The following is a 15,048-nucleotide window of genomic DNA, read 5'->3' on the forward strand; positions in this document are numbered from 1 at the left end:
GATTGTTTAATTTTATTTTCCTAACCTTTATGATTATATACCAATCTTTTGATAATTTAAACACTTATTGTAAAAAATTTTGTATTTGAGATATAATAACTTAAAGGAGAGAGATAAATGGACAAACTTTTAATCGTAGTAGACTTTCAAAATGATTTCGTAGACGGAGCATTGGGCTTTGACGATGCATCCAAATTAGAAGACAAAATCTGTGACAGAATCAAAAAAGCAAGGGAAGATAACGAACAAATAATCTTCACATTCGATACACACGAAGAAAATTATTTGAACACACAAGAAGGCAAATTCCTCCCAGTAGAACACTGTATTAAAGGAAGTAATGGACACAAACTGTACGGGAAAATAGCTGATTTGGTCGAAAAAGACGACATATTAATCGAAAAACCAACATTTGGTAGCATTGAACTTTGCGATTACTTAAGAGAACACGAATTTTCTGAAATAGAATTGTGTGGACTTGTATCCAACATCTGCGTACTTTCCAACGCAATACTCGCCAAAACATTCAACCCAGAAGCAACTGTAATAGTCGACAAGAACTTGACTGATAGCTTCGATGAAAAACTAAACAAAGAAACATTCGACATACTCAAAGGAGTACAAGTCGTAGTAAAGTAGTAGGCTAAAAAGCATATATTGTTATCAAAATTTTTCACAAAGGAAATCATTATGCACGACATTTACATTATTTTAGGATTATTTTTAGCTTTTTGTGTAATTCTTAAGCTCTTGCTACCACGTCTAAAGGGAGCTATGGGTGAATCAGCTGTTAAGATTAAACTAAACAGTCTTGATAAAGAAAAATACAGAATTATAAACAACCTTGTTTTAGAAAACAAACAAGGTAATACAAAAACTACACAAATTGATCACCTAGTAGTTTCAAGATATGGTATATTTTCAGTCGAAACCAAAAATTATAAAGGTTGGATTTATGGATCAGAACACGCAAAAAAGTGGACGCAAAATATTTATGGAAATAAAACAAACTTCATGAATCCTATTTTGCAAAATTACGCCCACATTAAAGCAGTTGAATCAATTATAAAAGATTCTTATCCTGATATGAGATATTTTTCAATAGTAGCTTTTTCACCAGAAGCTGAAATCAAATTTAAAGTGAAAAATTCTGTAGTTTGCAAAATATCACAAGTAGCTAAAAATATTGAAGAACTTTCATCAACAGAAATAATAAACGAAACAGATGTTGATAGTATATTGAAGTTAATCGAAGAAAACAAACTAAATATTAGTAATAGAGAGCATGTCAAAAATTTAAAAGAAATAAAAAAATAACATTCGACATACTAAAAGGAATACAAGTCGTAGTAAAGTAAAATAGCAGCCGTAGCTGCTATTTTTTGTTATTTTACATTGTCATCTGAATAACCGATTGATATGTTTTCATTGAGGACGTATTCTTTGGCTGCTTTGTAGTCGTGGTTTTTGTTGAATTCCAACAACTTATCTTCGTGTTGTTTGGTTACATCTTGGCCGTCTTGGGTCAACACAGAATGTTTTTCGTCCTTGGCAAATTTTTCTAATGCACTTTTAATTAATGTATCATCTTCTTTTTCCGGATTTTCTTGTACGTATCTTTCAATTATTCTATGAGTTTCTGCATCATCAGCCTTTGTCATGTTGGTTAGAAAATACGCATTACACACAAGAGATACTGCAAAAAGTATTGCCACAATTGTAAATTTTTTATCATTTTTCATGATACTCCTCCTTTTGTGAAAACCTTTTTATTAAGCTTAAACACCTATTCCAAAATATTTTTACAATTTGTTGTATTCTTTTGTTAAGTTGTCTCTCAACATTTCGATATTTTGCAAATATTCATTCGTTGAATCGTACACTTGATTGATTTCTTTTCGAATTCTCCAATCGGTAAACGGATTGTCGAACACAATGTCGAGCATGAATTCTTTCATTGAATACAAATCTCCGAAGTCTTCCAATTCCACATGAATGTCCGATAATTCTTTTTTTAATCTAAGTGACAGATTTTCGATTAAGTGAAGTTTGCTTTGTGCTTTTTCCATTTTGCTTCTTTTGAAAAACCCAATCATACCATCGCCAAATATAAAATCTGCCATCGCCCAGTTTTTCGCCGATTTCAAATCATTAAGTACATCTTCAAGTTTTATTACCAAATCATCGCACACATCAATCGCTTCTTTTATTTCTTGTTTTTGCATAGTCTACTCTCCTTCTTAGATTATATTTACCACAAATATCGTCAATTTATTCACTATTTGACATTTTGTAACAATTGGAGGCTACTTGTCACGATAATGCGACCCACATTGAACTATTTTTATTACATCATTCTCAATTCTATACACAATTCTGTTGCAATCGTCAATTCTCCTGCTCCAATATTTAGATAAATCTCCCGTTAATGGCTCCGGCTTTCCTATTCCGTCATACCCATTACGGTCAATATCTTTCAGAAGTTTCAATATTCTTTTTAAAGTTTTTTTGTCTTGTTTCATCCAATATTCGAAATCTTCCCAAGCTGAGTCAGTCCATGCTTTAATCATCCAAGTTTACCTCATGAATAGTCCCGCCAGTTTTTTCCATTTGTTCTATAGATTTTTTTAATCTTTCTATGTTTTCAGCGCTGTAAAACGGATCTTTTTCTGTAGATATTTCAAAAGGAATTTTTCTTTGTCTGACAACTGTTCTTGCGAAGATATTAAAAGCTGTGGACATACTCATTCCAACTTCTGAACAAAATGAATCAAATTGTTTTTTGAGATTTTCATCCATTCTTATATTAATATTTGTTTGTGCCATAATACCATCTCCTTTCAACATTATTTTATCACAAATAACATACAAATAACATACATTTTAAATATTTCAATCAACAAATCCACTAGATTTTTCAACCTAGTGGACTGCTTTACACCATTAATTTTTTATCTGCATTGTACACTTCATCGATTATCGCAGAGCCGATGCACACTTCGCCGTCGTAGAACACTGCTGCTTGTCCTGGTGTTACGGCTTTGGTGTCATCATACGTGACTTCTACATGCGTGTCGTCGATGAATTTGACGTGCGCTTTGATGTCTTTTTGTCTGTATCTGAATTTCGCTGTGCAATCGAACTCATTTCTATCCAAATGATTTAGCGATGTTTCAAACTGACTGGCGTATAATTTGTTGGAGTACAATAGTGGATTGTCTTCTCCTTGGCATACGATTAGTTCATTTGTCTCCAAATTTTTCCCACACACAAACCACGCTGCACCGTCTCCGCCAATTCCAAGGCCTCTTCGTTGACCGATTGTGTGATACATCAATCCGTTGTGTTTGCCCATTATATTTCCATCGACATCAACGATGTTTCCTTGTTTTGCTGGTAAATAATGCGACAAAAACTCGTTGAAGTTTCTCTCTCCGATGAAACAAATTCCCGTAGAATCTTTCTTGTCAGCCGTAGCCAAATTGTATTTCTTCGCTATCTCACGCACTTCTTTTTTTTGAAGCTCTCCAACTGGAAACATCACGTTTTTGATTTGGTCTTGCGTAAGTTGGCTCAAAAAATACGTCTGATCCTTGTTATTATCAAGCCCACGAAGTAGCTTCACTCCGTCATCGCATCGTTCAATTCTTGCATAGTGCCCCGTCGCCACATAATCTGCGCCCAGCTTCATCGCAAAATCCAAGAACGCTTTGAATTTGATTTCCTTGTTGCACATTATGTCGGGATTGGGCGTTCTGCCTTTTTTGTATTCGTCCAAAAAATAAGTGAACACTCTGTCGTAGTATTCCTTCTCAAAATTAATCGAATAATAATCTATGCCGATTTCATTCGCAACAGCCACCGCATCCTTGTAATCTTCTTCTGCTGTGCAGACGCCATCATCATCTGTCTCGTCCCAATTTTTCATGAAAATTCCCACGACATCATAGCCTTGTTGTTTCAACAAAAGTGCCGCCACTGACGAATCCACGCCTCCACTTATTCCTACTACTACTTTTATTTTCGAATTATCCATTGTATTTTCCTTTTTCGTACAAATCATTTAACACATTTACTGCTTTCAATATTTCTTCTTCTGTATTTTTAAACCCAAAGCTAAACCTCACCGAATGCTCTGCTCTTTGCCCGTCGTACATATTTTCAATCACGTGAGAATTCGTGATACTACCTGCAGAACAAGCAGATCCTGCCGACACGCACACCCCGTGCATATCCAAATAAGTCAACAAGAAATCATTCTTCTCAAATGGAATGTACAAGTTCAAAATATGAGAAGCCGAATTGCCCACGTTACCATTAATTTCGTAATCAAACTTGATATTTTCCAAGAAAATCTTCTTCAAATTTGCAATATACTCACGTTCTTCGACAGATTTCTCCAGAGATTTCTCCAAAGTAAATGCCCCCATCACAAAAGAAGTGCCGCCTCTTCTGTAATTTTCTTGCTCACCTGCATAAATCAGATTATTCAAATCCTTCCTTATATATAACACGCCGAATCCGTTGAGCCCACCTAGTTTGTGTCCCGAAAACGACAACGAATCGCAGTGCAAATCCTCAACGTCGACATCCACATGGCCCACCGATTGAGTCGCGTCAATATGATACCAAATGTCCGTATCTTTCAAATATTCTCCAAGTTTTTTCACAGGTTGAATGGCTCCCGTTTCATTGTTTACATGTTGAAGAATAATTAGCTTTGTATTAGGTGTAATATTTCGAATAATTTCATCGCAATCAACCACACCGTTTTGTTGTGCATCTATCAAAATTACATTAGATTTGTTGTGATCTAGTGGATTCAAAATAGATGGATGTTCAATCTTAGAAGTTATAATATCGTAATTCTCATCAGAAAAATTATTGATAATATAATTGTTGGATTCGCTCGCACCGCTTGTGAACACAATCCTATCATCTGTAGTATTCAAAGACTTCGCAATCTCATGACGGGAATTCTCCAAAGTCTTCTTCGCGAGTCTTCCCATTTTGTGAATACTATCAGCATTCGCATCAAAATCCATCATATTATTCATAATATATTCAATAAGCTCCACCCTTTTCAAAGATGTCGCCGCATAATCCAAATAAATCATAATCTAACCTCACTTACATGCTATTATACTATAGTTTTTCAACAAAAAAATCAACATCTGATTACAATAAACAAAGAACCTCAATGCGTATTTACACATCGAGGTTTGTCGATAATTTCAAATTTATTCTTTTAAATCTTCGTAATTCAAATGTCTAAGTTCTCTCTTCTTTTTAAAATCCTTCAAGAAAACAAACATCAAAACCATACACACAAGCATTACAATTCCAAAAATCGAAGAAAAACTTTGAACCACAGCCTCATTCGAAGAAATAACCATGCTAAAAGTGTTGTTAATCATGTGAAGAAGAATGGATGCGTAAATGCTTTCTGTGTAATAATACACCGCACAAATCACAATCCCTCCGATTAATGCATACGCTCCTTGGAACAAATTAAAATGGAACACTCCGAACACAATCCCATTCAGAATAATCGCCCATTTATAAGGAAGAAGTCGTTCGTTTTCTGTGAATAAAGTCCCACGCAACATCAACTCCTCTGAAATCGGAGCGAAAATCGTAATAGCAAGAATCGACAACATCATATTGCCCTTCATCAATTCTTCAGATGCCTTGTTGTACACATCAAGGCTTGACACAATTTGTGGGAAAAACTTACTCAAATACATCATCAAAGCAACAGTAATATTTATAAGACCCATAAGACCAATTCCCACCACGAAAAGCTTCACGATTTCAGAAAAAGAAATCTTTCTTTTCTTTAAGTAATCCCTATTGTATTTCGTTTGAAAAATCTTCGTTCTAAATTTAATGATTAAAAGGAAAATAATAATCCTCAGAATTTGTCCACATAGAAGAAAAGCCGCCCCGTTTTTCGCATAAAAATCTTGGAAATTACCATCAAATCCTATAATCTTGGCAACAACTCCTCCAATCACTCCAACAACAAGCTCTGGAATTACGAACAAAAGCAAAAGTATAACCCCTTGTAAAATCGCAATCAAAAGATTAGAAAATTTTAGTTTTTTTGTATTCTCCATAAAAACCTCCAGTTAATTATATATACCCAAATTTTCTTGCAATTAAAAATCAAGCACTAGGCTTGATTGATTTAAGCTTTTGATACGGCTTGATTTGCCATTTTGATTTCTGGATTTGGAAGTTCCACTTCGAATTGTCCTATCAAAAATGATGATATTACAGTTGTCAAAAGTGAGAACATAATTCTGTCGACTGGAATATACATAAGTGACAGTGCCAACACTATTATATCTGAGAACAAATACGCTAATGATATTTTGAGTCCCGATTTTGTGGAAATCGTCATTGCTAAGGCGTCGTCTCCACCTGCTGCTCCACCTTCACTTACTACAAGTCCGCATCCCAATCCGATGCAAATTCCTCCTACAATACTTGCTAACAATGGCACATCGTACATACTTGGTAACACTGGCCCTATAATATTGAAAAATTTCGCAAATGCGGCAAATGATATTGTGGCTACGAAAGCTTTCTTCACAAAATCAAATCCCATTATCGAAAATCCAAGAACGTAGCAGCTTACATCCAATACTACAGATGTTATTGATTGGTCGAATCCGAAGATTTTGTTCAAGAACAACATCATTCCGAGCACTCCGCCCTCAGTTACGCCTGATTGTTTATGTACGTTCACTACTGCGAACGCCATTATAGCACATCCTAGGATTATTTTAAGTAATCCTTTTTTAGTTAATCCGAAAAATTTTAGCATTCTACTAAGCATTTTATCTTCCCCCGTTTAGAAATTAGGAAGTTAAATTTGACCACGAAAAAAAGACTGCGGTTCAAGTTTAACTTGCCTGTGCAATCTCTGGTTTTGATGCTTTTTTGTTTGCTGATTTTTTCTTGTAAAAACTCTGAACCTTATTGTTCTTTTTAGCCTATAAGAGTATCACATCAGATCCTTTCCAGGCTCTTTATCGAGCAATAGTCATCAGATAAAAACTACCAAATAATTATATTTGGTACCCATAGATAAATAATTACAGAGATATTGTATACCACTTTTTAATAATTGTCAATATCTTTAGTAAAAGATGATTCATTCATCTACCGTCCTCTAACACCACCGTACGTACGGTTTCGTATACGGCTGTTCTACAGTTTAATATGAACATTACTTAGTTCATTTTTTGTATTTTCTTTTGAGTTAATCTTTTCATGACTGTGTCCAGCTAATTTATTTTCACTTTCCGAGTTATCTTTGATTAGTCTGGTTAATTTTCTACCTTCTTTGTCATGATTAGTTTCTTTCATAAATTTATACCTCCTGTAGTTCAGTTTTCCTAAGTCTACCTAGTACTATGACTTCTGCTGACTTCTCACTATTCGTTATTACTACTTTTGCGCTAGTGAGACCTCCTCGAGTAAGGGCATATTCTTTCCTCTCATATATCTGCCACATTTACATTTACGTATTCCGTGTAGTTATTGGACTTTGCTTTGTTGTGCAAGTTTATTCTACGTAACTGCCTTATGTGATTTCTATTCGTCAGACCAAGAGTTTGCCTAGGGCTTCCTTCAGATTCCACATCACGATGGACACGCTTGCCTTCGGATATCTGTTTCCCACTACTGGGCACACTTAGGACTTACACCTGTTAGAATATACTCATGCTGTGCGCACATAAAAACAGTAAATTATTAATGATTTACTGTTTTTTACCCGATTCATTTTTTAATAAGTTATTATAACTCTTCTTTTATCATTGCTTTTAACTCTTTATATTTCTCTATTTTACTATTATCATTTTCCAACCCTATGGCTTCATCTATAAATTTTAATGCAATGAGTTCCCCATTAATCGGATGTAAAAAAAGTCCTACATAGTACGCAATAATGTAGTTAATATGTGCTAGCGATAAATTATCCGTTATGTTTTTGTCTTTCAAAAAATATAGCTGTGCCAATAACTTAAAATATATATTCGATGTATCTATTCCCACATGATTAAGATAATTCTCCCCTTCTAACACAAACTCTTCATTCAAGTTATTCACTACATCATCAGTTTCAAAAAATATATCATTTTCAAATGAAAAGTAATCTTCTAGCTTAATTTTCATTTCACCCACGCATTCGAAATAGAAATAACACCATCTTTTAGCTTTTGAAATGTTACCTCTACAACCTTTCCTTTATAATTTAATGTTCTTTTATAGGCACTTCCATATCTTGATTCTCTTCCATCGATTAGTACTTTTTTTATAATTTTTTGATTTTATCCCATCTATCTGGGTCTTTTGGACCACCAGGAACCAAACTACTCCAATTGTGCTTTGATAAAAAACCCCAAAAGTCGTAAAACTTTTGAGGTTTGAATTCTTGTTTTTAATAAGTTTCTTTGAAGATTTCAAAGAATCCTTGTGGGTGATCACATGCTGGACATTTCTTTGGTGCTGTTTTACCTTCGTGAATGTAGCCACAGTTGTTGCATTTCCATAGATAAACTTCGTCTCTTTCGAATACTCTATCTTTTTCGATGTTTTCTAATAATTTTCTGTATCTTTTTTCGTGAGCTTCTTCAACTTCTCCGATTTCAGTGAATACACGTGCGATTTCCTTGAATCCTTCTTCTTCAGCGATTTTGGAGAATTCTGGATACATTTCAGAATTTTCGAAGTGTTCTCCTTCTGCTGCTGATTTAAGATTAGTCTTAGTGTCTCCTAAATGAACTGGGAATCCTGCTTCGATTTCTATTTCAGCGTCTTGTAAGTCTTCAGACAAGAATTTCATGAATCTTTTTGCGTGAGCCATTTCATTTCTTGCTGTTTCTTCAAAAATCATAGAAATTTGAACGTATCCTTCTTTTTTTGCTGTTTTAGCAAAATATGTATAACGCATATTTGCTTGACTTTCCCCTGCAAATGCTGCCATTAAATTAGTAGCTGTTTTTGTACCTTTTAAGCTTGCCATAATATTTCCCCCTTGTAAATTTGAATGAATTTAACAATTCATTTCTAATATAACTATACCACAAACCAAGAATTTTATCACATTACATGTCAGATTTGTTCAAGTTCAAATCGTTAATAATTCCCTTTGTTCCAACTTTTATAACCGTTGGAGAGCCTTCTTCGATTATTTCTTCCTTTTTAATTGTCGGTTGTCCGTTGATATCTTCGTAGTACAATTTCTTAATAGTAGGTGTTCCCTTTTTTATCACGATTTCTTCACCTTGACGCATATTATTATCGTAAATTTTTTCAATCTTAGGATTTTCTTCTACAATTGCCACGTCTTCTCCGTATTTTTTCACACTAATCACCTCTTTTATTATTATACCTTAGATTTCATTTATTTATTCAGCTTATAAGTAGTGTGTTATTTATTAGATTTTACAATAAATGAAGTGTTAAAACTATGATAAAATATAGCTATAGTATTAATGAATGAAACGAAAATAATTAAACTATTCAAAGAAGGGATGATTTTTATGAGAAAATTCAAAATTTTGGCATTATTATTAATGGCAAGTTTGATGTTCGCAGGATGTTCTAAGGAAGATAATAAACAAACTTCTTCTACAGAACAAAAAACAGAAGAAAAAACTGAAGAAAAGAAAGAAGAAAAGACTGAGGAAAAAACTGAAGAAAAGAAAGAAGAAGCACAAGAACCTACAGCTGATAATCCTATGATTGTTGACGAAGCTAACAAACAAATCAAAGTTTATGCTGAAGTTAACGATAAGTTCAAAAACGAAAGCACAATGCATGCTATCGTAGCAAAATCAGGTAAAAATAACGAACAATCAATGTTTGTTTCTTATGCTAACCAAAATGATTTGTACGATGCATTAGAAAAATTGGGCGGAAAACCAGGTAACAATGTTACTATGGACAACATGGGAAAAGAAGCCGTTAAAGGTGATAAGATTGATCTTACATTCAAATTCCAAGGATCAGATAATGAACAAGGAATCAACGATGTTATCAAAGATTCTTCAGGAAAAGAATTCGACATCAGATTTGGTGGTAACCAAAAACCAGCAAAAGATATGAATACAGGTTGTATGACATGTTTGCAAAGTTGTCCTTTGGGAATAACTTCAAACGCAAATCAATTAATCGGCGCTGACGAAAAAGACGGAGTTAAATATACTTTGGCTGATTCAGTTCCAGCTGATAAAACACCTGTTGTTATCACTTATAAATTAGCTAACTAACCATTTCATTTAAAATTCTCTATTTAAAAAGGTAGGCTTTTATTAGCTTACCTTTTTAATTTTTGTATGTATTGCATTCAAAAAACGCCCACAGTTGTGAGCGCTTGTGTTATAAGAAAACAATGTTTGTAGTTTCTATCCAATTTATCACTATGTTGTAAATGAAAAGTCTAACAAATCTCAAGCCAATGTACAAAGACATGAACGTGATGATGACGTAAGGTATTTTCTCAAATTTGAAGTTTTTGATGTTAAGTCCCAAGAAAAACAACAATATCACGAAAGATTCTGCAATAACAATGTAAACTCCCAGTGGATAAAGTGCCATTGACATCGCTGCTTGAAACATAACTAATAGCAATATGCTGTAGTTTTCGTCTTCTCTCCAATCATCTTTTACGAAAAACTTGTTAGCTACTCTGTAAATTATTTTGAATTTAAGAATAGCAAACGCAAATATGAACACGCATCTTATCGCAAAATAAATGTAGCCTGTAATGTAGTTTCTTCTGATAAATGCAATTGTGTCAAAGCTTGAATAATAGTCCAAAATAGCTGTGATTATAAAAGCTAATAATCCCATTTTAAACAAGCCGTGTTTTTTGTTTTTGAATCGATTTTTCGGAAGTTCCAGTGTTTCTCCCATGAACTCGAAAATCTCGTATACATTATCGTAAAGCTCAGATTGTTTGCTATTCATTTCACCTATTTTTTTTAATTTATTCATAAGCAAACCCTCCCTTTTTCGCTTATCTTATATATATTATACATCATTTCGAAGTAGAGTTTCAATCATTCCAGCGATTATTTGTAATAACTACCAGCATACTCGTATTTTTTACTCGTGTATTTTGTTTTGTCTTCTGTAAATTTTATGTCGACCTCTTTCGTTGATAAATACTCTCCATTTACTTTGTAATTATTTGCCTCAGCATTTTTCAGTATCAATATCCCATTAACCATAATTTCAGGAGTTTTTTGGACTTTTTCATTTTTCACATAATACACATTAGCCTTATCGATGAACACTCCATCTATTGTAACATCGTTAAGTATTGTGATATCTTCTGAATCAATTAGGATGTTTTTCTCTTTTTTGGAAAATTGTACTAATTTAGTCAGAAATTCATCATCTATTTCTATTTTTTTGTCTCCGTTATTTTCTTCAGTGACATTTTCCTTTTCATCTTCCGAAACTTCTTCGTTGTTTTGATTTGTTTTTTCGGCTACGAATTCGTTGTATTTTTCATCAGCGACCTTTTTGTCCACGAAATACGTTTCATCATTCAATGAAAATATTAAACAATCTTTTATTCCGATGCTTTTCTTTCCTTCAATGATTTCCGGCAACAGTTCGTCGATTTTTTCTTCTGATATAATTCTTTTTTCAAAAGGATTTTTCCTATTATACACCATTCTAGTCGTTACTCTGGATTCATTATTGTCTGGATATTTGCTTGTAAATGAGAAGATTTTTGTTGCTCCATCTTTCTCTTCGCAATACTTAATCTCCGTTGGACTGCTTAGTTCTGGAATATCTGCAATCTGCAAGGTAAATTTTCCTTTTGTAGAATTTTTCTTCAATTCTTCATCAAAAAGTTTCCTTTGATTGATGATTCGAACCTTTGAATAAGCAATCGCTTTGGCTTGAATGTAGTCGTATTTGTAGGCGTTCACAGTTCTAATGTTTTTCACTTGAACTATCAAAAACGCAATGACAATCATCAACACGAATATCATGTAAAGAGCATAAATTGTGATGTAGGCTTTGGATTTTCGTTTCATTTTATCTTATCTCCAATGTAGACTACCAGTTTCTTTCCATTTTCTTTTAAATAAATGTAGTTGTCGTCATGACTAAATGTGAAATCATCACCGTTGTCCTTGAGTTTATTCTGAGTTATCCTACCGTTGGGCCCGTGTTCTTTTAAATCATCAAAACTACTAGGATCTGTAAAAGCGTATCGTATGATTTTGCCGTTTTCTTTTGTAAAATACACATAGTTTTGCTTATCATCAATATATTTTACTAGTACAAATCCCATTGATTGGTCAAAATGAGTCCAATTAGGCTTTTCTGTAATTACAGACCTCGATCTTTCGATTTCGTTTTTTATGTAATATGAACAGTGGTCGACATCGTCCACGTTGTTTTTCAGATTAAAACTCGACTGCATAATTTTAAAATTTGTCTTAAACGATAGGAAAATCACACCCAACACTACGGAGAATATGAACAAACTCACCATAACTTCAAGCAACGTAAATCCCCTACTTTTCTTTGTAAAATGACACATCTTTCGCAATATCTCCATTAGTTACACTGACATTTATCTTAACCAAATCTCCCACATCATCCTTTGTTACCACAACTTTTGAATTCTCATCAACAATTGAATCATCCACATCATCGTGAGCTTTCAAATATTCCACAGAATTGTCCAAATCACGTAGCACAACATTTTCAGTGTAGGATTTATCCTGCATCGTAATCACATTTTTAAGCTGTGGATAGTACACTACGACACAAAGACTCACCAAAAACAATGCAAACAAAACCTCAAGCAGTGTAAATCCCTTATTTTTTCGTCTCATCCACATCCACTCTCCCTGTCGCAATGTAACAATTTATCCTGTATGTTTTGGTTTTGGTTTTGGTTTCGTAATAAATAGTCGGAAAATGCGTTGCTGCAGATGACTTGGATATATTTGCGCCGATATTTCCAAGGTCAAATGTACTTGCCCCATCTTTATTTAAATAAATTTTGCCGTTTTTCAATTCTCTTTTTGCTATAAATTCACCTTTGTTAGAATCGTAAAAACCATAGTAATTCTCATCAAATCTAAATCCGATACTTCTTCCAGAATTCATCGCAACACTTCTGGCACTTTTCAAATCGCTAACAAGCGTATTAATCTCTTTTCTACTTGCAACATCAGTTTTGAAGTCGTATTTTAAAACGCAAGTCATAATCACAACAGAAATAATGAATAGACTCACCATCACCTCTATTAAACTGAATGCCTTAGCTTTCATTTTGAATCTAGAAAACATTTCCCATCACCACATACAACAAAAAAGAAGACCAAATCACAGGAATGAATGCAATCTCCTCATTATCTTCTTTTCTTAGAATATAAATCAAAGCCCTGATTCCACTAATAATCCCAAGATAAAACACAAAACTCACTAAATCTGTGAGGCTTTTGCTCATACCAAGTCCTAGAATAATCAAACAATCCACATTACCCATAAACTTTTCCTTGGTGAAAAAATTAAGCATCAAAATAACCAATAATAGCAGAAAACTCGTCAGGAAAAAACTCGAAAACACAGAAACAATAATGCTACAAATGATGAAAAACAAAACATTAATCCAGTACACCTCATTAGTTTTGAAATCATCAACCATCATGTCGCTACAGCCAAGTAATAAAGCAAAGTCGTAGATTGATGTAGTACTCGTAATTCGGAATATCGCATACAAAAACACCGAAATCAACGCAAACACTCCAACGTTTTTGATGGACAATCTCTTCAAATATAAATCCATCAAACATTTAGCCATCAACATCAAAACTATTATGGTTTCCATATTTTCCTCCATAACAATATTATATTATATTTTTAGCTAAAATAAACATTTTTTGTATTGGTTGATTTCGGTCGGTAAAGCTAGTCAATTATTTTACGTAAATAATCGCTGTCTATTATGCGAATTTCCATTCCTTCTATGTAAATCGCCTTGTCTTCAGCGAACTTCTTCAATTAATTTCAAAAATTTCTTTTCATTCTGTTGATCATTGGTAATCCATTTTCCATCATAAAACAACGCATAAGTAGTGCATGGAGTGGGAGCTTGTTGTGCTTGTTGTTTGGTATGAATGTGAACTGTTTTGAAGGAAATGTTGTTTTCTTGTGCGATTTTTTCTAGAATAGGAACGTATTTTGCATTGAATGGGCATTGATTGGTATAATACAAGACAAATCCTTTTTCTTCTATGTGTGGATTTTTGGCTTGTGTTTTGAATTTCGGGATCGAATTATTTTCATCAAATGGCAAATACATTAGATTTATTCCACAATCAGACTCATCGGCTACACGAAATCCTTTTTTTGACAAATATTTTGGATCAGATAGGAATGGCTTTTTCTTTTTAGAAGAAAGTATACACAGACCAATTTTACCTTGTGATTTTGCATCTTGGATACATTGATTGAGCAAATCATTTGAATATCCGTGGCCTTTTAATGCTCCTGAAACCCAAAAACAATCAATATACATATACTCATCGGCTTCAATTGGAATCCACGCATCTTCAGCTGGTATGTATTCAATGAAACATTTACCCCTTTTTTCCGATTTGATGAATACAAGACCATCGTCAAAGCAGCTTTTCATCCATTCTTTTTTCGAACAAACTTGGATATCATTGTTGTTTGATAATGCACAACATATATGTTCAGTTTCTATATTGTCTTTTGTTACGCGTATATATTCCATGAATTTTCACCCCATTTTTATTTTATTATATACTATTTTAAAGGTTATATGCTCTTTGTTGTGTATGTATAATTTATCGCTTTAGTTATTCTCTTAATTTCTGTAAATGAAAATATTGCAAATTTGTTCAAATTATTGTATCATACAGTATACTCAAAATTTAAGACCAGCTATCAAATGTCAAGAGAAAATAAAAAATAATTTATCTTGAAATTTATGGCACGTTAAATAAGCCTAAAAATTAGGCTTAGAAAAAT

General features: G+C 33.4%; 23 protein-coding genes. 3 read left to right on the top strand and 20 right to left on the bottom strand.

Annotated elements, in window-relative coordinates; all coding sequences use genetic code 11:
- Positions 1–117: 117 nt before the first annotated feature.
- Together KHW44_RS01780 and KHW44_RS01785 are read left to right on the top strand one after the other, a co-directional pair.
- Entirely contained in the window at positions 118–639 is a 522-nt protein-coding gene (locus tag KHW44_RS01780) for an isochorismatase family cysteine hydrolase (protein WP_304065204.1), read from the top strand.
- A 135-nt stretch (positions 640–774) separates the two neighbouring features.
- Positions 775–1,317, top strand: coding sequence for a nuclease-related domain-containing protein (locus tag KHW44_RS01785; RefSeq protein WP_304065208.1), 543 nt, complete (start codon positions 775–777; stop codon positions 1,315–1,317).
- 68 nt (positions 1,318–1,385) lie between these two features.
- On the opposite strand, the gene KHW44_RS01790 is transcribed toward KHW44_RS01785, so the two are convergent.
- From KHW44_RS01790 to KHW44_RS01845, 13 genes are all read right to left on the bottom strand, one after another.
- Positions 1,386–1,742 carry a hypothetical protein gene (locus KHW44_RS01790; RefSeq protein WP_304065211.1) on the bottom strand — a complete coding sequence of 119 codons (357 nt, stop codon included), beginning with the start codon at positions 1,740–1,742 and terminating at the stop codon, positions 1,386–1,388.
- Positions 1,743–1,802: 60 nt separating this feature from the next.
- Positions 1,803–2,225: a hypothetical protein gene (locus KHW44_RS01795; RefSeq protein WP_304065214.1), complete on the bottom strand. Its 423-nt coding sequence runs from the start codon at positions 2,223–2,225 to the stop codon at positions 1,803–1,805.
- A gap of 81 nt (positions 2,226–2,306) precedes the next feature.
- Positions 2,307–2,570 carry a Txe/YoeB family addiction module toxin gene (locus KHW44_RS01800; RefSeq protein WP_002835990.1) on the bottom strand — a complete coding sequence of 88 codons (264 nt, stop codon included), beginning with the start codon at positions 2,568–2,570 and terminating at the stop codon, positions 2,307–2,309.
- On the bottom strand, positions 2,563–2,826 hold the full coding sequence (locus tag KHW44_RS01805; protein WP_002835989.1) for a type II toxin-antitoxin system RelB/DinJ family antitoxin: 264 nt from the start codon (positions 2,824–2,826) through the stop codon (positions 2,563–2,565). Before KHW44_RS01805 ends, KHW44_RS01800 begins: the two co-directional genes overlap by 8 nt.
- Before the next feature lie 109 nt (positions 2,827–2,935).
- Positions 2,936–4,036: a tRNA 2-thiouridine(34) synthase MnmA gene (mnmA, locus tag KHW44_RS01810; RefSeq protein WP_304065217.1), complete on the bottom strand. Its 1,101-nt coding sequence runs from the start codon at positions 4,034–4,036 to the stop codon at positions 2,936–2,938.
- Positions 4,029–5,117 (bottom strand): cysteine desulfurase family protein, encoded by a 1,089-nt coding sequence (locus KHW44_RS01815; RefSeq protein WP_304065220.1) that lies wholly within the window; start codon positions 5,115–5,117, stop codon positions 4,029–4,031. Before KHW44_RS01815 ends, mnmA begins: the two co-directional genes overlap by 8 nt.
- Positions 5,118–5,240: 123 nt before the next feature.
- Positions 5,241–6,119 (bottom strand): CPBP family intramembrane metalloprotease, encoded by an 879-nt coding sequence (locus KHW44_RS01820; RefSeq protein ID WP_304065222.1) that lies wholly within the window; start codon positions 6,117–6,119, stop codon positions 5,241–5,243.
- A 71-nt stretch (positions 6,120–6,190) separates the two neighbouring features.
- Positions 6,191–6,844 carry a YitT family protein gene (locus KHW44_RS01825; protein ID WP_304065225.1) on the bottom strand — a complete coding sequence of 218 codons (654 nt, stop codon included), beginning with the start codon at positions 6,842–6,844 and terminating at the stop codon, positions 6,191–6,193.
- 374 nt (positions 6,845–7,218) lie between these two features.
- On the bottom strand, positions 7,219–7,377 hold the full coding sequence (locus KHW44_RS01830; RefSeq protein WP_158521241.1) for a hypothetical protein: 159 nt from the start codon (positions 7,375–7,377) through the stop codon (positions 7,219–7,221).
- 432 nt (positions 7,378–7,809) lie between these two features.
- Positions 7,810–8,187 carry a hypothetical protein gene (locus tag KHW44_RS01835; RefSeq protein WP_304065231.1) on the bottom strand — a complete coding sequence of 126 codons (378 nt, stop codon included), beginning with the start codon at positions 8,185–8,187 and terminating at the stop codon, positions 7,810–7,812.
- Entirely contained in the window at positions 8,184–8,333 is a 150-nt protein-coding gene (locus KHW44_RS10090; protein ID WP_369680508.1) for a polymorphic toxin type 35 domain-containing protein, read from the bottom strand. The genes KHW44_RS01835 and KHW44_RS10090 overlap by 4 nt, the downstream gene beginning before the upstream one ends.
- A gap of 119 nt (positions 8,334–8,452) precedes the next feature.
- A complete protein-coding gene (gene rbr, locus KHW44_RS01840; RefSeq protein ID WP_304065234.1) occupies positions 8,453–9,037 on the bottom strand; it encodes a rubrerythrin in 585 nt (194 codons plus the stop codon).
- Between the two features lie 82 nt (positions 9,038–9,119).
- Positions 9,120–9,380: a G5 domain-containing protein gene (locus KHW44_RS01845; RefSeq protein ID WP_278726115.1), complete on the bottom strand. Its 261-nt coding sequence runs from the start codon at positions 9,378–9,380 to the stop codon at positions 9,120–9,122.
- A gap of 177 nt (positions 9,381–9,557) precedes the next feature.
- On the opposite strand from KHW44_RS01845, the gene KHW44_RS01850 reads away from it, so the two are divergent.
- A complete protein-coding gene (locus KHW44_RS01850; RefSeq protein ID WP_278735213.1) occupies positions 9,558–10,286 on the top strand; it encodes a YdjY domain-containing protein in 729 nt (242 codons plus the stop codon).
- A gap of 109 nt (positions 10,287–10,395) precedes the next feature.
- Here the strand turns inward: KHW44_RS01850 and KHW44_RS01855 are convergent, their stop codons facing one another.
- From KHW44_RS01855 to KHW44_RS01885, 7 genes are all read right to left on the bottom strand, one after another.
- Entirely contained in the window at positions 10,396–11,013 is a 618-nt protein-coding gene (locus KHW44_RS01855; RefSeq protein WP_304065244.1) for a hypothetical protein, read from the bottom strand.
- 77 nt (positions 11,014–11,090) lie between these two features.
- Entirely contained in the window at positions 11,091–12,071 is a 981-nt protein-coding gene (locus KHW44_RS01860) for a hypothetical protein (protein ID WP_304065248.1), read from the bottom strand.
- The gene (locus KHW44_RS01865) at positions 12,068–12,601 is read right to left on the bottom strand and encodes a prepilin-type N-terminal cleavage/methylation domain-containing protein (RefSeq protein WP_304065251.1); all 534 of its coding nucleotides are present in this window, start codon (positions 12,599–12,601) and stop codon (positions 12,068–12,070) included. Before KHW44_RS01865 ends, KHW44_RS01860 begins: the two co-directional genes overlap by 4 nt.
- Complete coding sequence (locus KHW44_RS01870) at positions 12,558–12,881, bottom strand: prepilin-type N-terminal cleavage/methylation domain-containing protein (protein ID WP_094209390.1); 324 nt, start codon at positions 12,879–12,881, stop codon at positions 12,558–12,560. Before KHW44_RS01870 ends, KHW44_RS01865 begins: the two co-directional genes overlap by 44 nt.
- Positions 12,865–13,341 (bottom strand): prepilin-type N-terminal cleavage/methylation domain-containing protein, encoded by a 477-nt coding sequence (locus KHW44_RS01875; protein WP_094209230.1) that lies wholly within the window; start codon positions 13,339–13,341, stop codon positions 12,865–12,867. Before KHW44_RS01875 ends, KHW44_RS01870 begins: the two co-directional genes overlap by 17 nt.
- Positions 13,331–13,882: a hypothetical protein gene (locus KHW44_RS01880; protein ID WP_094209231.1), complete on the bottom strand. Its 552-nt coding sequence runs from the start codon at positions 13,880–13,882 to the stop codon at positions 13,331–13,333. The genes KHW44_RS01875 and KHW44_RS01880 overlap by 11 nt, the downstream gene beginning before the upstream one ends.
- Before the next feature lie 156 nt (positions 13,883–14,038).
- Positions 14,039–14,791 carry an N-acetyltransferase gene (locus KHW44_RS01885; RefSeq protein WP_094209232.1) on the bottom strand — a complete coding sequence of 251 codons (753 nt, stop codon included), beginning with the start codon at positions 14,789–14,791 and terminating at the stop codon, positions 14,039–14,041.
- Between the last annotated feature and the right edge of the window lie 257 nt (positions 14,792–15,048).

Source organism: Finegoldia magna (assembly GCF_018371055.1).
GTDB classification, from domain to species: domain Bacteria; phylum Bacillota; class Clostridia; order Tissierellales; family Peptoniphilaceae; genus Finegoldia; species Finegoldia magna_I.